The sequence below is a fragment of the Sphingopyxis sp. genome (genome assembly GCF_036675685.1).
GTDB lineage: Bacteria > Pseudomonadota > Alphaproteobacteria > Sphingomonadales > Sphingomonadaceae > Sphingopyxis.
The window spans coordinates 177380-195011 of sequence record NZ_JAKFEM010000022.1 but is presented as its reverse complement, the minus strand read 5'-3'; the positions used below and the strand labels follow the sequence as shown (position 1 = coordinate 195011).

Genomic DNA, 17632 nt, shown 5'->3' with positions numbered 1-17632 from the left:
AACAGGATGACGAGCTTTTCGACCGAACAAGAAGCCTTTTGGGCCGGCGAATTCGGCGACGAATATTCGGACCGCAACATCGGCGCGGGATGGATCGCGGCCAATACTTCGTTGTTCGCCAAGGTGCTCGACCGCACGCGCGGCGTGAAGTCGGTCGTCGAATTCGGCGCCAACATCGGCCTGAACCTGCGCGCCATCGATACGCTGATCGCCAATGCCGACCTGACCGGCGTCGAAATCAACAATCATGCGGCCGAAGAACTGCGCCAATGGGGCGGTTGCTCGGTGCTCGAACAGTCGATCCTCGATTTCGAGCCCACGCGCCAGTGGGATTTGTCGCTGATTAAGGGCGTGCTGATTCACATCAACCCCGACGAGTTGCCGCGCGTCTATGGCCGGCTGTACAACAGCAGCAGCAAATATGTCTGCGTCGTCGAATATTATAATCCCTCGCCGGTCGCCTTGCCCTATCGCGGGCATGAAGACCGCCTGTTCAAGCGCGATTTCGCGGGCGAAATGATGGAGCGTTTCCCCGACCTCGAACTGGTCGACTATGGCTTCTGCTATCATCGCGACCCCAATTTCCCGCAAGACGACGTCACCTGGTTCCTGATGAAAAAGGGCTGATGAACGAAGGGCAATCGCACCGGCGGACCATATTGTTCCGCGCCGATGGAGGGGCCGCAATCGGCTCCGGCCATCTGCGCCGTTGCCTTTCGCTTGCCGAGCGGCTGCGCGATTGGGGCAATGACTGCCTGTTCGTCTGCCGGGCGTCGGATCGAAACTTCAACGGGCTTGTGTCCGAAGCGGGCTTCGACCTGATTGAGCTGCCGGGGGCCGAAGCGGCACCGCAGGAGCTCGACGCCGAGCAGACGCTGGCGGCGGTCGCTGAACATTCGCCGTTCGATGTCGTGATTGTCGACCATTACGGCCTCGACCAAATCTGGGAGCAGATTGTTCGCGGCGCAGCTGCGCGTCTCGCAGTCATCGACGACCTCGCAGACCGGCCCCATGATTGCGATATCCTGATCGACGTCGCGCCCGGCGACCCCGCCCGCTACGACAGTTTTGTTCCCGCCGGATGCCAGCAACTGCTCGGTCCGGCCCACGCGATGTTGCGGCCCGAATTCGCCCGGCGCAGGCAGTGGCGCACCGAATGCGCCGGGAGGGTCGACCGGATATTGATCAGCTTCGGCGGCGTCGATCCCGACGACTTGACGGGAACCGCCATCGCGGCGATCCGCGCGGTGCTCCCCGAGGCCGCTATCGACGCGGTGCTGACGGGTCTGTCGCCGCACCGCCAGGCGCTCGAGGATCGCGCGGCGCGCGATCCGTACCTCGCGGTCCATGTCGACGCCGCCAATATGGCCGAGCTCATGCAGGTGGCCGACCTTGCGGTTGGCGCCGGTGGTTCGACAAGCTGGGAACGCGCCTGCATGGGCCTTCCCTCGATCATTGCGGTCGTCGCCGAAAACCAGCGCGCCACCGCCGACGCCCTCGAACGGCTCGGATGCGCCGTCGCGGTCACGGGAGGGGCGAATTTCAAAGCCGAACTCGGCCGCCTCGTTCAGTTTCTGTCGGCAAGCCCCGCGCTGCTGCGCCTGATGGCGACCGCCGCGCGGGCAACCGTCGACGGCCGCGGCGTCGACCGGGTTGCAAGCACCATCTGCCCCCCGAACATCGCGCTCCGCCCCGCGATCGAGCAGGATGCGCGTCAGATTTGGGAATGGCGCAACGCACCCGAAATTCGCGCTACCGCGGTCGACACGGCGGTAATCCCTTGGGAAAGCCACAGCACCTGGTTTGCACGGCGTATCGCCGACCCAAAAAGCGTGATGCTGATCGCCGAAGAACGCGGCGATGGCGTCGGCGTGATCCGGTTCGACCTCGATGGCGAGACCGCCACCGTATCGATCTTCCTTGCCCCCGGCCACGCAGGGCGCGGCATGGGACGCACCATCCTTCAGGCCGGCGAGCGCTGGGTCGAAAAATTCCACCCCGATATCCGGCGCTTTCTGGCCGATGTGCGCCCCGAAAATGGCGCGTCAATTGCCCTCTTCAAGGGCGCTGACTATACGCCTATTCTCTCCTGCTTCGAACGGACGGTAAATGACTGAAAAACAACCGCTAACGATCGGATCGCATCGACTCGGCGCGGGCTGTCCCCCGCTGATCATCGCCGAATTGTCGGGCAATCATAATGGCTCGCTCGATCGCGCGCTCGAGCTCGTCGACGTCGCCGCCGACGCGGGCGCGCACGCCGTCAAGCTGCAGACCTATACCGCCGATACGATGACGATCGACCTGTCGGACCGCGAATTCTTTATCTCCGACCCCGGCAGCCTGTGGGAAGGTGAATCGCTCTACGCGCTCTACCAGAAGGCGATGACGCCCTGGGAATGGCACAAGCCGATTTTCGACCGCTGCCGCGAGCGCGGGGTTCTGGGTTTCAGCAGCCCGTTCGATGCCACCGCGGTCGAGTTCCTCGAGGAACTCGGCGTCCCCTGTTACAAGGTCGCCTCGTTCGAGAACATCGACCTGCCGTTGATCCGCAAGGTGTCGGCAACCGGCAAGCCGGTGATTATTTCGACCGGCATGGCGACGATCGGCGAGATCGACGAAGCGGTGACTGCCGCGCGCGAGGCAGGGTGCAAGGACCTCGTGCTGCTGAAATGCACGAGCAGCTATCCGGCGCCGCCCGAAAACAGCAACCTTGCCAACATCCCGCACATGGCGGAGATGTTCGATTGCCACATCGGTTTTTCGGACCACACGCTGGGGATCGGCGTCGCGGTCGCCGCCGCCGCGTTCGGCGCGGTCGTGATCGAAAAACATTTCACGCTACGCCGCGACGAAGGTGGGGTTGACGCCGCTTTCTCGTCCGAGCCCGACGAACTCGCCGCGATGGTGCAGGAAACCGCGCGTGCCGCGGTCGCGTTCGGCGATGTCCGCTACGGCCCGAGCGAAGCCGATACGAAATCACTCCAGTTCCGCCGCTCGCTCTACATCGTCGAGGATATGAAGGCGGGCGAGGTGCTGACCCCGGCCAACCTTCGTGCCATCCGTCCAGGGCTGGGCTTGCCGCCGAAATTCATCGGCCAGCTGATGGGCCGCAAAATCGCGCGCGACATCGCCCGCGGCACCGCCGCGAGTTGGGATATCTTCACTTGATACCGGAAAGTGATGCAAACCGGAAGCCACGGTTTCTGGTATTTTGCCGCAATTATATCGTCGCCGATTTCCGTCAAAGCTTTGACCCGGTCGCCGATCGTTTCGATTTCGCCTATCTGACCGATAGCGCGAGCCCGATTGCCTTGGACACCCGATCGCAGTTCTACAAGGCGTTGGATGCGGGCCTGCGTTCCGGCGAGCTTGATGCCGACGATGTCGCGGAGATCGTCGATCGCTGCCGCCTGCTCCGGAACGTCGATCGGGCGCAGGCGGAAAAACTCGTGCATGCGATGGCGATCGCGCTGGCGCACCATATCGACGCCTTTCGGCCCGACGCGCTGATATCGCAGATGGTCGATGAATATGTCAGCCACACCTTCGCTGTCCTCGCGAAAAAGCGTAGCCTTGGCTATCTCGGCTATTGCGCCGGATATTTCCCCGGAACCAGCCTGCTGCTCGCCGACCCCCACGGCCGCCCCTATAACTGGCGCGCGGCCGACGACCTCGAAGTTTCAGAACGGCTCGAACGCGTATCGGGGGTGACCTTTCGCCAAACCTACAATCTCGGCGCGGGTTATAGCTGGGGGCGGCATCTCAAATCGGTGCTGCGCTATCGCGTCAAGCTGTTGTGGTTCGCGATCCGCGGCAGGGTGGAAAAAGACCCCTGGAACCTCCACTACCGGGTGACACCTTATATCGCCGAGCGACGCCACCTTCGCGACTTCCCGGGGGCCGGACTGTTCAGCGCGAACTGGCAAGCCGATCTCGACGCGCTGCGGCAGCGGCGGCCCGACGCCAAGATTATCTATATGCCGCTCAGCTATTTCCCCGAATCGACGATCGATTATTGGGTGCTCGACCGGCGAATGATCGACTATGCCGCGATGATCCAGACCATCGCCGCGACGCTCAGCCGCGACGATATCGTCGTGGTGAAGGAACATCTGCACATGATGGGGGCCCGCGACACGAATTTGCTGAAAGCGCTGAACGGCATGGAAGGTGTCGTCAGCGTGCCGCCGCTCGAATTGAGCAACGCCGTGGTCGCCCGGTCGGACACGGTCCTGCTGGGATCGGGAAGCCCCGGGATCGAAGCGACGATCCGCGGCAAACCCGTCGTCACCTTCTGCGACACAAGCTATTGGTATGCGCCGTCGGGCGCGACCTTTCTCGACCTGGCGAAGGTCGAAGAGTGGCCGGCGCGGATCGCCGCCGCAATCCACAGCTATTCGCCCCTCGGCATCGAAGGGCAGCGGCGTTTCATCGCCGGCTGCCTCGAAGCGTCGACCCGGGTGATTGAGGGCAAAACGACGATCTGGCCGGTGCTCGATGCAGGCGACCTTGTTCCGTTGTTGACACGGCTCGCTGCAGCCGATGGCCGGTAACGCGCCGTGAAGGCCAACCGCCTGTTCTTCCTGTTGATGGCCGGCTCGTCGGCGCTCGGTCTTGCCAGGGCGTTCGTGCTGGCGGGATTGCTGACCACCGAAGACTTCGGCCGCTATGCGATCCTGATGGCCATTGCGTTGTTCCTTTCCCCCTTGGCGGGGCTGGGATTGATCGAGGAGACCAGGAAGCTCTTTCCCCGTTTTTTTGTCGATGGCCGATCGGCGGAAATCGTCGGGCGCGCTGACCATGTCACACGCCTCGTCGGCCTGCGGATAGCCGCGCTCGGTGCGATCGCGACCATTGCCTTGGCCGTCGCCGGATGGTTTTGGTGGGCCTCTGTGTCCGCCGCGATGACACTGATCGCGTTCGGAAACGCCTGGTCGTCGATCATGGCTTCGGCGCTGCGCGCCGGAACGACGACGCTTCCGCTGGGGGTGACCTCCCTCCTTCGCGCATCGATCACGCTGCCGTTGACGGTCTTTGCCGCTGTCCATTTTGGCCTGATCGGCGCCTTGTGGGGTGAAGCGATCGGGGCGATTTGCGGGGGGGCTATCATGCGCGCGGCGCTGCGCCGTCCCTCCGCCGATGCATCGCCCGCCGGCGCGGAGTCCCATTCCAGCCGGGCGTCACACGCGGGGATGCTGGTTTTTCTTGGCAGCGCGCTGGTCAGCGCGCCCTTTTACCTCAACCGCCCGGTGGCGGCCCTTGCGCTCTCCGCGGCCGAAGTAGGCACGCTCAGCTTCCTCCTAGTGCTCGTCGGCGCACTCCAGACAACGATCGCGATTTGCGATCAGGTCGTCGGTCCGCGCCTCGTCCACTGGCAACATGGCGGCATGAATCTCGCACGTCAGAAGCGGCGCTTTTTCCTGATCGTGACGGCGCTGGCCGCGATAAGCCTGGCGGCCTTCGTCGCCATGTGGATTGGCATGCATGTCCCGCTAATTGCCCCGATGATCGACAAATATGCGCTTACGGAATCGGTGATCGTTCCCGCGGCCGTGCTGGCGGCGCTGAATATCACATCGACGGCGGACTGGATGCTGCAAGCGCATGATCGCGAGCGCATCATCACGATTGCCGCCGCCGGAAACCTGACGGCATTCGGTGTGCTGACAATCCTCATCATTGCGGGCACGGTCGAGATGGAGGCCTATATCTGGGGCCTCGCTGGAGCCAAACTGTGCCAGTTAATCGTTCAGCTTGCTGCCATCAACACGCTCACCGACCGGTGATAGCGACTTCGGGGCGCGGCTTCCGATCGTCCGCGCCGCGGTGGCCGCGACAACGCTGTGGGCCGGCACGTCCTTGACCACGACCGCGCCCGCGGCGATCACGGCCCGCTCGCCGATATGCACACCGCCAAGAATGATCGCGTGTGCGCCGATCCATACGCCGTCGTCGATCTTGATCGGCTTGCCGACATGTTCATAGGGCAGTTGGTCGGCGCGGATATCGAGCGACGCCGTTTCGATAAAGGCCGCGTGCGAAATGCGGACGCGATCACCGATCGTTATGCCGGAATAAGCGCCAATCGATACGTCGGACCCAATCCAGACGTCATGTCCCATCGTAATTCGCTCGGGATATTTGATGGTGCTGGAGTAATCCAATATCGTCCTGCGCCCCGGAAACCAGATATGCGCCCTGCTTTTGCCGACCACTCTTCCCAAATAGAAAAATATGCTGTCAACAAAGACGACGAATTTTGAAATCATTGTTTTCATGATAGGAATTCTAACCCCAACGGCGTGGACACTCTAGCTAAAAAGGTCTGCAACTACCGCCCTTCGATCACAGGACGCGATAAGGCAGCTTGCTACCAAAACCGGCGATATTGGCAAAGCGGCCGTTGATCCATTTTGCGGCTTCCTGTACCGGCGGCAGCTTAAAGACGGCGCGAAACGGTTTTTGTTAGCGCGCGGCTGAAATCGGGAGTGCCTTGGCTGGATTGCAAGATGCCGACGATTTTTTGGAGATGATTCGATGCGCGTGATGCCCCTGATCAAAGCCGCCGTGAATTCGGCTGTCGATCGTCGATACCGCTATTATTACGGTCATCGCAACGTCGCGACTTTCGGCGAGCGCGAAAAGCTTGCGCGGGCGCATCTGGCACGCCTGCCGTCGAGGGAAGCGGAACAATCCGATGTAGCCAAGGCGCTCGCAGCCGACGGTATCGCCATGCTGCCCCGTCTTTGGGACGATGAGCAATTAACTGAAATACGGGGCTATTTTGAAAGCCACACTTGCGCCGATCCCTATCGGCCAAACCTCGGCCAGTTTATCGCGCCGGCCAATGCGCCCCCCGAAACGCATGTCGGCTATTTCAGCAATGAACAGGTCGCGCATGCACCGCATTGCCTTCGCCTTGCCAACGACCCGCTGATTCTCGATGCCGTCGCCGCAGTCCTCGGCGCCAAGCCGACGATCAGCTACATGGCCGCATGGTGGTCGATGCCCGGTCGCGGAAAGCCCGAGCATGGCGAGATGTTCCACCGCGACGTCGACGACCTGCGTTTCGCCAAGCTTTTCGTCTATCTGACCGACGTGACGTCAACCAGCGGGCCGCATATGTTCGTCAAGGGGTCGCATAGGTCGGAAAAACTCAGCGAGCGCATTCGCTATTCCGACGACAGCGTCGAAGAGAATTTCCCAAAGCAGGATATCCTGAAATTGACGGGATCCGCGGGTACGATGTTCCTCGAAAACACCTTCGGGCTCCACCGGGGCGTTCCGCCGAGCGACGAACCTCGCCTCATTTTCCAGGTCCTCTACAGCTTCGAAGAGTATATCGGTGGCCCCCGGCGGCCGGTTCGCACGGTTCAAAGCGAGTTTGAAGGGACGACCCTCGACCCGTACATCAACCGGGCCTATTGTCGCGTCGCATGATTCCTGGCAGTTCCACAACAATTCGTCCGGTGACGTCCACGGCAAAACTCGCCGGCTGGACGGCGCCGCAGATATGCCTGGCGGCCTTCGCGCTTGCATGGGTCTCGATGGCGATATTTCACGAGATGAATATCGGCGGGGAATGGGACCCGGTCAGCATTGTGACCTGGGGCTGGTTGTTCCTGTGGGTCGCCGCGCTGTCCGCGGCCTATCTGCTGTCCGGTGCAGGACGGGGGGCGCCGCGCCAGGTGGGGCGGCAAATGCGCATCCCGGTCCGCATCGATCGCTGGATCATCGCATTTTGCGGCATTGTCGCGGTCGGAATTGGTCTGTTCGTTTTCGATTTCGCCATTCTGCGTGGCTATGGCTTCACGACAGCCGCCGCCGCGATCCGCACGGAAGAGGTCAATGCGGCGCTCAGCGGCACCGCACGGTCCTCGGCATTCAGCGGCGTCGGCCGATTGCTAATCCCGGCCTTTTTGCCGACGACCATGATCGCAGTACTCTATTGGCGGCATCTTAAAACCCCGACCCGCCTCATTTTTCTCGCGACCGCCGCGACGACCGTCCTCCAGCAGTTACTGTTCGAGGGCGGCCGCTTCTTCATCGCGTCGACGGCGGTGACAGTCGTTACCGCCTATCTGATCTTCCCTCCCGTCGATCCGCATCGCCGGGTCGCACGCAAAAGGAAGATCCCCTTCATCCGCCTTGCCCTGCTCGCGATGGTCATGCTTTCCTTCTTCTCCTACGTCTTCATCACGCGCGCGCTCGAACGCGGCGACTATTTCGCGACCGCCTATCTGCAGCTGGCCAGCAGCTTTGACGTCACCCCCAATTATTCCCAGTTGGATCTGTTCGAAGGCCCATTCGGTGGCCTCTGGTTTTCGATCTGCATGCTGTGGCTCTATATTACCCAGGGTGTGAACGAACTCGACCTCCTCCTCCAGCAGCCCTATCTCGAGCATGCTCATGGCCTCTACCAGATGCCGCATATCGGTCAGGCCGTGATGATGGCAACCGGCATCGACATCCGATACGACGTGCTCGCCAACCTGCCGACTTACGGCAGTTACGCGACCTTCTACGGCCATAGCTATGTCGATTTCGGCAATGGCGGATCGATCGTGCTCGCCCTGATCATTGGCTATTTTTCGGGGAAGAGCATCGATTCGTTCTGGCGCGGCGAGATACGCCCGCTGTCGCTGATCGGTCCCGTGATGTTCACGCTGTGCATCTTCTCCCCGATCATCTCGCTCGTGCCGACGATCTGGCCGGCCATCGCCTGGTCACTCGTCGCCGGCGTTGCGCTTCGCACCCGGAGTGCCTGAACCGTGCCGATGCGATTGCGCGATTATCTCGACGCCGATTGGCGGCGGCTGTTTGAATTCGCAAAACAGCCGGCGCCGCGCCGATCTACACTCAGCGCCTTTTCGCCGCGATTTGCGCCGGTTGTCCTGATCCGCGTCGCGCAACGATGCCATGCGAAGGGCTTCCGCCGATTGGCGAAAATATTCAGCTTTCTGAATTTCCTGATCTTTGGTCTCGAAGTTCCGGCACGGCTGCAGATCGGACCCGGTCTTGTCGTCCCCCATACCGTCGGCACGATTCTGGGCGCGGGTCATATCGGCGAGAATGTGACCATCTATCAGCAAGTGACGCTGGGGGCGAAGCTCGCCGATTTCGAATATGATGTGGCCCAGCGCCCGCATGTCGAGGATGGCGCGCTGATCACCGCCGGCGCCAAGGTCATCGGTCCCGTGCGCATCGGACGCGGCGCGGTCGTCGGCGCGAATGCGGTCGTGCTGGAGGATGTTCCCGACTATCATCTCGCGGTAGGGGTTCCAGCCCGCATCAGCCCCCTGCCCGCGCGCGACGACGCCAGGGATTTGCCGGAAAACCCCAGCGATATCGTCAACCACCCGTCGGCGTAACTTTGCGCTTTCAAGGTCAGGGATTTAACCATAGAGCCGGGCCGCCCATGCGGGCTGGCAGGAACCTAGTCAAAGGGAGCTTTCGGTGTCGAAGCTGAAGACAAAATATTACGAAACCCGGCCAGGCGTTGACACTCTGCGCTATCTCCTCAGCTATTCTTTCCTGACGCTTCTGGCCAAACAGGCAGCCAAGCGCGAGCATCGCCTGTTTACCGAAATCACGAGCAACATCGATCGCCACATCCTTTCCGAGGGGCTCTTTGAAAAGGGGGTCATCGAAATGCTGGTCGATGTCATCAAGCGCGTCGACCAGCGCGAGCTGATGATCGATATCGGCGCCAATATCGGTAACCACACCGTCTCTCTCGCCGGGCTTTTCGCGCAAGGGGAGTCGGTGGAACCGCATCCGGTGCTGTTCCGGATCCTGACCGCCAACGTCCTCCGCAACAATATGGCGCATGTCGCCTGCCACAATTTCGGCCTGGCCAACGAACAATCGACCGGGACGCTTGCAGAACCCGCTGACAATCATTCGATCGCGCGCGTGAAGGAGCGCTCGCAGCTACCGCCCGAAACCTTTGGCCTGTCCAGCGAGCAATTCGGAAACGAGTATGCGGTGGAGCTCCGTCCCGCGCAGGATTTCGTCGGCCAGTTCGGCGAAAAGCTCAATCAGGCGTTCATCAAGATCGACGTCGAGGGCATGGAGGAGGAAATCATCACCGCCATCGCCCCGTTGCTCAAGCAGTACAAGCCGCTGGTCGGCTTCGAGTGGTTTACCAATTCGCAGCTCGGACTGACCGAACTCGTTACGTCGCTCGACGGCTATGAACTCTGGGGCATCCGCGTCAACGACGTGGGGAAAAACCTGCTGTGGCGTTCGATCAAGCTGCTTTTCACCGGGCGCAACTACAAGCTCGAACGGATCGACGTCAATCGCCTGGACGAAGTGTATCCGCTCGCCCTGCTGATACCCGTCGGCAAGCTGAGCTAAGCCTCTTGCGGTTTGACCGGGGAGTACCGCCGCAGCGCGGCGGCACTCCGCACGTGTCTTATCTCGTCACGATTCCGCGAAAATATCCGATCGTCTTTTCGAGACCCTGCTCGAGCGAGACCGTCGGTTCCCAGCCGAGGATGCTCTGCGCCTTGCCGATGTCGGGCTTGCGCTGCATCGGGTCGTTGACCGGCAGGTCACGGAATACCAATTCGGCTTCCGCGCCGACCATTTCGACGACCTTTTCCGCCAGCTCGCGGATAGTGAACTCGCCGGGATTACCGATGTTGATCGGACCCGTGACCTCGTCAGGCGAATTCATCAACCGGATCATGCCTTCGATCAGGTCGTCGACGTAGCAGAAGGATCGCGTCTGCTGACCGTCGCCATAAATGGTGATCGGCTGGCCGGTCAACGCCTGCATGATGAAGTTGGAGACGACACGTCCGTCCTCGGGGTGCATGCGCGGGCCATAGGTGTTGAAGATGCGCATGACCTTGATCTTCACGCCATTCTGGCGATGATAGTCGAAGAACAGCGTTTCGGCGCAGCGCTTGCCCTCGTCATAACAGGATCGCGGCCCGATCGGGTTCACATTGCCCCAATATTCCTCGGTCTGGGGATGCTGTTCCGGGTCGCCATAGACTTCGGAAGTCGATGCCTGCAGGATCTTCGCGCCGGTCCGTTTCGCAAGACCCAGCATGTTGATCGCGCCATGAACGCTGGTCTTGGTCGTCTGCACCGGATCATGCTGGTAGTGAACGGGCGACGCCGGGCAGGCGAGATTGTAGATTTCGTCGACTTCCACAAATAGCGGAAGCGTCACGTCGTGCCGCATCAGCTCGAAATTCGGCCGATTCAGCAAGTGCGCGACATTGGCGCGGCGCCCGGTGAAATAATTGTCGATGCCCAGCACCTCGTGCCCCTGGTCGACCAGTCGCTCGCACAGGTGGCTTCCGAGGAATCCGGCAGCGCCCGTTACCAGAATGCGCTTCGAATCATAACCAGACGTCATCACTTCACTCCCAGAAAAAATGGCGCACGCGTTTCACAGTTCGCGGCGGACGGCACGCATCCAAGCGGAGGTGCCGACATATAGAAACCAATGGACCGGGCGGATCACGCGGAAAAACCCGCCCTTCCCGCGCCGCGCATAATCTTCGCCGATGATATTCAGCGCCTTGCGGATCATCATCGACTTGCTCGCCGATATCGACGTCGGCAGCTTGCGATAGTGGACCAGCGGCAAGCCGACGCGGATCACCTTGCCGCCCATCCCGGTGATCCGCAGCCACATGTCGAAATCCTCGACTGCGACGTGGGTTTTGGCGGGATTAAACTCACCCGCAGCAACAAGCGCCGATCGCCGCGCGACGACACTCGACAGCGCGATCCAGTTCTTGAACAACAGCTTCGCGTGGCTGATACGGCTGGTCGGGACCGGCGTTTGGGGCTTGGCGAAATGCGGCAGCGGGTCACCATCGGCAAAGTCGCGAATCACCGCGGATACGACCGCAGCGCCCGTAGCCTCGGCGACCGCCAGCTGGGTCTCCAGCTTGTACGGCACCCATATGTCGTCGGCGTCGCAGAATGCGACAAACTCGCCCGTCGACGCGGCGACACCCAGATTGCGCGGGCCCGCCGGACCGCCGAAATTGCTTGGCGAGCGATGATAATGAAAACGCGGATCGCGCGCGCACCAGTCTTGGACGATCGCCGCCGACCCATCGGTGGAGCAATCGTCGACCACATGGACGTCGAAATCGGCAAAGCTTTGCACGGTAATGCCTTCCAGCGTTTCGCCAATATATTTTTCGGCGTTGTACACCGGAACCACAACGGAAATGCGGGGCATGAAATCAATCCTGGCTCGCCAAGGTGATCGCACGGCGATAGGCCGCTGCCATCATGGCAAAACTATGATGTTCGGGGCCGATATCCCGCAAAGCCGCAGCATCGACCAGGTGAATGTTACAGAATTCGCGTTCCGGTCCAAAGTGTTCGCATTCCGGTTGGGTGAGCGACCCGTGGAGATGAATGCCCGGAATGTAAAGCTCCGGTTGCCGCGTGCGCGCGACATTTGCAAAGGGCACCGTGGCGTTTGGGGCGGCAGTCGCACCGCCTGCCCCGCGATCGGGGTTGAGTGCGAGCCCACCGTCCGCGTCGAGCAGATAGGCGTCGGCGGCGAGCGTCTGGAAATAGACGCTGTAGCGCGGCGCATGCGCGAACAGCCCGAATTTGTTGTAGAACGCCTCCGCGATCAATCCCGGCGAAATGTTGCCCGCCAGTCCCGACACAATGCGGCTGGTCGGCAGGCCGAACACCGCGCGTTTCGCGATTCCCGCATCGACCTTCGCAAAATCGAAGCGCGCCGGACGAAGTGTGAAAAAATGATCGTGCGCGCCGCCGAAACGAAACGGAAAAAAGACGCCCTCGGGCCCGCGCCTGACAGTCGCCATCATGCTTTCGGTGGCCTCGTCGGCATCGACCTGCCCCGCATAACCGATGATATGATCCGACACGCTGCGCGCGTCGCCATCGATGAGTCCCGAGCGCGCGAGCAATGCGGGGGTAGCGAGGGCGCCCGCGCAAACCCAGAGGCGCCGCGCGGAAAACTGCCGATCGGCGGTGATAACCCCTTGGGTCTCGCCGACCCCTTGCCCCGGCTCGATGCGAACCGCGTCGACGTCGGCGATCTCGACCTCGCCCTGACTTGCAAGCGCCGCGAAATGATCCGCTGGGCGGATCGGGCGCCGCGGGACGAAATACTGCGCATGTCCGATATGGCCCCCAAGATCTGCCGACGGGTAGAAATGATCCGCCAGCCGCACCCAGCTGTCATCATCCAGCCCGGCGGGCCGGTGATGCAAGCTCAATGGTATGACGCCGTGCCAATATTCGCCCATGCCCCCTCGCCCGCCGCGAGCCGCGGGCACATTGGCGCCGGGATAGGTACGCAATCCGCTTTCCGCCCCGGCGATAACGAGGACGCGACGCCGCTGCGCTTCGCGCAGACCAAGCGCCACGGCCAACGCCGACAGGCCCGACCCGATGATTATATCGTCGTAATGCATCGTTCGTTGCTCAACCGGAAATAGCCGTACCAGCGCCAGCCGATCGCTCGAAGCATCAGATCGAGCGGCCGCAACAGACAAGGGCGTCGTCCACATAGCCGAAGGAGAGCGCCATAAGTGCGATATGCCGCATGTTCGAGCGCACCGGTGAAGGGGCGCTCAACCAACCGGAAAAGCGGGACGGCACCACTCTCGCTAGCGGGCAAACCATCGGAGGCGAGCATAGCAGCGATCAGGTCGTCGAGCCGCGTCGCGGCGCTGGTTCCCGCCGGCAGCTCGGTCGGTTCATCATGGATCAGGCCGATCCGTACTGATCTGGCGCCAAGTATCCGCGCTGCGTCACGCTCGCCTTCCGCCTTTACGCGCGGATAGCGATAACAATGAATTTGATCGGCAATATTGGCGGTTGCAGACGACAGGTAGATATGGCGCCCGGCCCCCAGCGCCTTCACTCGGTCGAACAGCCGGCGATTTTCGTCCTCGTCGGGCGCGTAGGAAAATATCCACACGCAATCGTCGGCCGTTAGTTCCACGCCCCCGATATCGCGGTGCCCGATAGCAAGACTGTCCGGTCGCTGCGCAAGAACGCAATCCGCAATCCGCGACCAAAGCACCGAGTTACGGCCGATCACCACGAGGCGCGAGGCGCCCGTCGATGGCGAGAAAAGCGGGTCGTCCACGATCAGCAGTTTGCCTGCCAATCCGTCCGGTCAATCGACCGTGACGGAGCTGAAGACCATCCGGGCTGGATCGCGTCCGGTTCCGCCATCGATCTCGAACGAGACCATGATCGAATCGCATCCTTTGGGAAGCGGCATCTGCCCATTGAGCGGAACCTGGGGCGCGAGGAGGTTCGTGCTTCGAACCTCGCTGCCTTTTCCGCCATCGCGCAAACAGCTCAATACCCAGAACGCGGCGCTATCCTGGTTGCTGCTACGATCCGTCGCGACCCAGCTGAAGCGCTGTGCCGACGGTGCGGGCACCAACAGCTTCCTCGCCGCGATACCGCGCGTGTCGGGCAAACCATAAAGCTCAAGCCCAAGCCCGCCATCCGACGTCAACAGCGCGCCGCCACGGTCGCTCGACTGGCCAAGGTCCCAGACGACAGGGGCATAGCCGCCACGGAACGCCTCCTCGGTGATCGCGATGCTCTTGAGATCGCTGCCGTTCGCATTGGGCAGCAGCGGATAGAAGCGGCGGAGCAGCGCCGTTTTCTGATCGTTGACCAACCCTTCGACGATCTGGCCATAAGGCGAGCGCAGCGCAGGAAGATCGGGCGCCCGTCCAGAGTCGACGAACAGCTGCGCCAATGGCTCGACTTTCGGCAATTTCGCGACGGCCGCTTCCACATACCGCACCAGCCACGGATTATCCTTCCGGACAAAGCGTGTGAGTGCCTGTCGTGCCTCGGGGAGAATGGTGCTAATTGCCAGTCGTTCGATCATCGGCTGCGTCGCTTCGGGCATCGTGCGCAAGACGGCATCGAAATGGTTGAGTGCGCCAGGCACGTCGCCGCGTTTCGCGGCGTCGTTGATCAGCCAATATTGCGTGAGCCCGTCCCGCCGCGAAATCGCGTTGCCGGCGCGGAATATCTTTCGCGCTCCAGCGGCATCGCCCCGCGCTTCGCGATGCAGGGCATAATCCCGAAGCGCGCGCGCGCTGAGCGGCGACCGGGACAGCGTCGCTGTCGCCATCGCGCCGAAACGCGGTTCGCCCGCCGCTGCAGGCCGCTTGGCGGCCGCCATTTCAAGCTTCAGCAGATCGGCTTTGCTGCTATAGAAAGCCGGGCCGAGCGCTTTGAACACCGGCAGCTTTGCCCCGATTTGTGCCGCCGCGTTGGCGAAGGCGAAAAAAGCGAGGGCGACCGCCAATATCGCGATGATCACCGCTTTGATCGACAACAGCCGGCGCCATTCGGTGCCGATCGATGGCATCCTGAGGGACCGGACCATGATCAGCCCTTGTCGGCGTCGGTATCGGCCGCGTCATGACCATAGCCGTAACCATAGCCGTAGCCGTAGCCGTAGCCGAATTGGTCACTGCGATATTTGGTGAGTACGACGCCGAAAATGCGGGTGCGCGCATCGCGCAGACGGACTAGGGCATTCGCCACCCCGCGCACGGGCGTGCGCTTGGCCTCGACGACATAGACGATGCCTTCGACCTTGCTCGCGATCAGCGGTGCGTCGGCAAGACCCAGCATCGGCGGGCTGTCGAGCACGACATGGCGGAACCGGTCACCCAGTTCGTTGACCAGCTGCCCAAGCCGCTCGCCGCTCAGCAGCTCGGCGGCGCTCGGCGGGACCGGGCCTGCCGACAGGAACGACAGGTTCGGCCGGTCGGTCGGCTGGAGCATCGCGTCCAGATCGCTGGCGCCGGCGAGATAATCGCTGACGCCCTTGACGTTCTGCAGGCCCAGATATTTGTTCATCACGGGTTTGCGAAGGTCGACGTCGACGATGACGACCGAAGCCCCGGTCCGCGCGAGAACCGATGCGATGGCATAGCTGGTTGTCGACTTGCCTTCCGACGGCGAGGTACTCGTAATCATCAGCGATTTGGGTACGCCATGATCGGTCGAGAAGGCCAGGTTTGTACGCACCGTCTGATAGGCTTCGGACAAAGCCGATTTCGGATCGCCTACCTGATCACGCGCAAGTCCATCCTCAATCGCCGGGATGACGCCAAGCGTCGGAACGTTCAGCTTTTGCGGAATCTGGTCGGGTTCGCGGATGCCTTCGTCGAGGTTTTCGATGATGAGCACGACGACCAGCGCGAGAATCAAGCCGGCGGCTAGAGCCATCAGCAAATTTATCGAAAGACGCGGCGACGACGGCTTCGTGGGGACGATGGCGGTGTCGACAACCGAAATATTGTTCGCGCCTACGCCGGCAACGCCGATTTCCTTATAGCGCTGCAACAGGCCGTCATAGAGCTGGCGGTTCGTATCGGCTTCGCGCAGATAGATATTGTACTGGATGCTGTTGCGCTGCTCGGTGTCAAGCTTTGACAGTTGGCTTTCAACGCGCGAACGCAGGCCGTCCTCGCGCTCGCGCGCGGCGGCGAAGGCCGTCACGAACACGTCGAGCACGCGCCGCTCCTCACGGGCAATGCTCTTGTCGAGATTGTCCACCTGCTCGCGGAGGGCTTTTGCCGCAGGATATTCGGGTTCGAACTGAACCAGCATTTGGGCATATTGCGCGGCGGCTTCCGCCCGACGTTCGCGCATGCCGTTGATTGCGGGGTTCTGTAGCGCTTCCACGCTGGCGCCCCGCGCCCTTGCGGCATCCAGGCGTCCCTCAGCGGTCACCCGGTCGGCGGTTGCCTTGGCGAATTCAGCGTTGAGTGCCTGAAGATTGGTCGTCGCAAGCGTCTGGGTATTGCCGCCGCCGGCTTTGTTACCGTCACCGGCCTCGAGCCGGACGATGCCCCGATCGGCCGCATAGTTGACGACGTCGCGCTCGGATTGCTCGAGACGCGCACGGAGATCTTCCAACCGGGTCTGCAGGAACTGACGAGCATCGGCGGTCGATGCGAAGCGGCGATCCATGCTCTGCTGGATATATTGCTCGACCCACGCATTGACTACCTGCGCCGAGATGTTCGGCGAAGCGCTGGTGAAGGACACGTCGACCAGCGCCGACCCGCGGATCGGCGAGATACTGATATTATCGAGCAGCGCTTCGATCGCGATCTGCTGGCGGTTGGCCAGTTCGGCGCTGCTGATGGCCGCGGAGTCGCTCGCCCCGAGCCCAAGCAGCCCCTGCTCCGGTTCGGCGCCGACAGCCTCGAAAAAAGCGTCGTTTCGTGCCAGATTGAGCTTGCGAACGACGCGTTCGGCGAGCGAGCGCGCTTCGAGCAGCGAATATTGTGTGAAATAGAATTCGAGGTCACGACCGGCCTCTTCGGACTGCACGCCCTCGACATTCGTGACATTATTCTGCTGACGCGCGATCTCGATCCGCGACGTCGCGTTGAACTGGGGCGTCGCGAGCAATGTCGCCACAAAGCCGGCGATCAGGCAAACCGCGACGATCGCCGCGATCAGCATGCGGTGCCGGTTGACCATGTTCCAATATTGCAGGAGCGGCGGAACCGCGTTTTCACGGCCCGCTATCACAGGATCATCAATACCGGCGCCGTCCTCGGCACGCATCGGCGTAATTTCATTCATGGATTTGACGGCTCACAGC

General features: G+C 61.8%; 16 protein-coding genes. 9 read left to right on the top strand and 7 right to left on the bottom strand.

Annotated elements, in window-relative coordinates; all coding sequences use genetic code 11:
• Positions 1 to 6 precede the first annotated feature (6 nt).
• From V6M50_RS10295 to V6M50_RS10275, 5 genes are all read left to right on the top strand, one after another.
• Positions 7 to 627: a pseudaminic acid biosynthesis-associated methylase gene (locus V6M50_RS10295; RefSeq protein ID WP_332818469.1), complete on the top strand. Its 621-nt coding sequence runs from the start codon at positions 7 to 9 to the stop codon at positions 625 to 627.
• Entirely contained in the window at positions 627 to 2117 is a 1491-nt protein-coding gene (gene pseG, locus V6M50_RS10290) for a UDP-2,4-diacetamido-2,4,6-trideoxy-beta-L-altropyranose hydrolase (RefSeq protein ID WP_332818468.1), read from the top strand. Before V6M50_RS10295 ends, pseG begins: the two co-directional genes overlap by 1 nt.
• The gene (pseI, locus tag V6M50_RS10285; RefSeq protein WP_332818467.1) at positions 2110 to 3171 is read left to right on the top strand and encodes a pseudaminic acid synthase; all 1062 of its coding nucleotides are present in this window, start codon (positions 2110 to 2112) and stop codon (positions 3169 to 3171) included. The genes pseG and pseI overlap by 8 nt, the downstream gene beginning before the upstream one ends.
• Positions 3172 to 3314: 143 nt before the next feature.
• Positions 3315 to 4556 carry a hypothetical protein gene (locus V6M50_RS10280; RefSeq protein ID WP_332818466.1) on the top strand — a complete coding sequence of 414 codons (1242 nt, stop codon included), beginning with the start codon at positions 3315 to 3317 and terminating at the stop codon, positions 4554 to 4556.
• A 6-nt stretch (positions 4557 to 4562) separates the two neighbouring features.
• Entirely contained in the window at positions 4563 to 5789 is a 1227-nt protein-coding gene (locus V6M50_RS10275; RefSeq protein ID WP_332818465.1) for a hypothetical protein, read from the top strand.
• Here the strand turns inward: V6M50_RS10275 and V6M50_RS10270 are convergent.
• A complete protein-coding gene (locus V6M50_RS10270; protein ID WP_332818464.1) occupies positions 5745 to 6281 on the bottom strand; it encodes an acyltransferase in 537 nt (178 codons plus the stop codon). The genes V6M50_RS10275 and V6M50_RS10270 overlap by 45 nt on opposite strands.
• Positions 6282 to 6540: 259 nt before the next feature.
• Here V6M50_RS10270 and V6M50_RS10265 point away from each other — a divergent pair, with 259 nt between their 5' ends.
• The 4 genes from V6M50_RS10265 (at position 6541) to V6M50_RS10250 (ending at position 10365) form a co-directional block, all read left to right on the top strand.
• The gene (locus V6M50_RS10265) at positions 6541 to 7443 is read left to right on the top strand and encodes a phytanoyl-CoA dioxygenase family protein (protein ID WP_332818463.1); all 903 of its coding nucleotides are present in this window, start codon (positions 6541 to 6543) and stop codon (positions 7441 to 7443) included.
• Positions 7440 to 8771, top strand: coding sequence for an O-antigen polymerase (locus V6M50_RS10260; protein ID WP_332818462.1), 1332 nt, complete (start codon positions 7440 to 7442; stop codon positions 8769 to 8771). The genes V6M50_RS10265 and V6M50_RS10260 overlap by 4 nt, the downstream gene beginning before the upstream one ends.
• A gap of 9 nt (positions 8772 to 8780) precedes the next feature.
• Positions 8781 to 9374: a serine O-acetyltransferase gene (locus V6M50_RS10255; protein ID WP_332818653.1), complete on the top strand. Its 594-nt coding sequence runs from the start codon at positions 8781 to 8783 to the stop codon at positions 9372 to 9374.
• 85 nt (positions 9375 to 9459) lie between these two features.
• Positions 9460 to 10365, top strand: coding sequence for an FkbM family methyltransferase (locus tag V6M50_RS10250; RefSeq protein WP_332818461.1), 906 nt, complete (start codon positions 9460 to 9462; stop codon positions 10363 to 10365).
• A gap of 58 nt (positions 10366 to 10423) precedes the next feature.
• Here V6M50_RS10250 and V6M50_RS10245 read toward each other — a convergent pair whose 3' ends face one another.
• The 6 genes from V6M50_RS10245 to V6M50_RS10220 are packed head-to-tail and all read right to left on the bottom strand — an operon-like array spanning position 10424 to position 17613.
• Positions 10424 to 11380, bottom strand: a complete 957-nt coding sequence (locus V6M50_RS10245; RefSeq protein ID WP_332818460.1) for a UDP-glucuronic acid decarboxylase family protein — start codon at positions 11378 to 11380, stop codon at positions 10424 to 10426.
• A gap of 33 nt (positions 11381 to 11413) precedes the next feature.
• The gene (locus V6M50_RS10240; RefSeq protein ID WP_332818459.1) at positions 11414 to 12220 is read right to left on the bottom strand and encodes a glycosyltransferase family 2 protein; all 807 of its coding nucleotides are present in this window, start codon (positions 12218 to 12220) and stop codon (positions 11414 to 11416) included.
• A 4-nt stretch (positions 12221 to 12224) separates the two neighbouring features.
• A complete protein-coding gene (locus V6M50_RS10235; protein ID WP_332818458.1) occupies positions 12225 to 13439 on the bottom strand; it encodes a hypothetical protein in 1215 nt (404 codons plus the stop codon).
• Positions 13421 to 14140: a hypothetical protein gene (locus tag V6M50_RS10230; RefSeq protein WP_332818457.1), complete on the bottom strand. Its 720-nt coding sequence runs from the start codon at positions 14138 to 14140 to the stop codon at positions 13421 to 13423. Before V6M50_RS10230 ends, V6M50_RS10235 begins: the two co-directional genes overlap by 19 nt.
• A gap of 9 nt (positions 14141 to 14149) precedes the next feature.
• Positions 14150 to 15391: a hypothetical protein gene (locus tag V6M50_RS10225; RefSeq protein WP_332818456.1), complete on the bottom strand. Its 1242-nt coding sequence runs from the start codon at positions 15389 to 15391 to the stop codon at positions 14150 to 14152.
• 2 nt (positions 15392 to 15393) lie between these two features.
• Complete coding sequence (locus V6M50_RS10220; protein WP_332818455.1) at positions 15394 to 17613, bottom strand: GumC family protein; 2220 nt, start codon at positions 17611 to 17613, stop codon at positions 15394 to 15396.
• Positions 17614 to 17632: the final 19 nt, after the last annotated feature.

Excerpts from the sequence above, each read along its gene's own strand:
- pseI (WP_332818467.1), top strand. The coding sequence starts at position 2,110 with ATGACTGAAAAACAACCGCTAACGATCGGATCGCATCGACTCGGCGCG.
- V6M50_RS10225 (WP_332818456.1), bottom strand. The coding sequence starts at position 15,391 with ATGGTCCGGTCCCTCAGGATGCCATCGATCGGCACCGAATGGCGCCGG.
- V6M50_RS10270 (WP_332818464.1), bottom strand. The coding sequence starts at position 6,281 with ATGAAAACAATGATTTCAAAATTCGTCGTCTTTGTTGACAGCATATTT.
- pseG (WP_332818468.1), top strand. The coding sequence starts at position 627 with ATGAACGAAGGGCAATCGCACCGGCGGACCATATTGTTCCGCGCCGAT.
- V6M50_RS10235 (WP_332818458.1), bottom strand. The coding sequence starts at position 13,439 with ATGCATTACGACGATATAATCATCGGGTCGGGCCTGTCGGCGTTGGCC.
- V6M50_RS10240 (WP_332818459.1), bottom strand. The coding sequence starts at position 12,220 with ATGCCCCGCATTTCCGTTGTGGTTCCGGTGTACAACGCCGAAAAATAT.
- V6M50_RS10245 (WP_332818460.1), bottom strand. The coding sequence starts at position 11,380 with ATGACGTCTGGTTATGATTCGAAGCGCATTCTGGTAACGGGCGCTGCC.
- V6M50_RS10220 (WP_332818455.1), bottom strand. The coding sequence starts at position 17,613 with ATGAATGAAATTACGCCGATGCGTGCCGAGGACGGCGCCGGTATTGAT.
- V6M50_RS10295 (WP_332818469.1), top strand. The coding sequence starts at position 7 with ATGACGAGCTTTTCGACCGAACAAGAAGCCTTTTGGGCCGGCGAATTC.
- V6M50_RS10260 (WP_332818462.1), top strand. The coding sequence starts at position 7,440 with ATGATTCCTGGCAGTTCCACAACAATTCGTCCGGTGACGTCCACGGCA.
- V6M50_RS10265 (WP_332818463.1), top strand. The coding sequence starts at position 6,541 with ATGCGCGTGATGCCCCTGATCAAAGCCGCCGTGAATTCGGCTGTCGAT.
- V6M50_RS10255 (WP_332818653.1), top strand. The coding sequence starts at position 8,781 with ATGCGATTGCGCGATTATCTCGACGCCGATTGGCGGCGGCTGTTTGAA.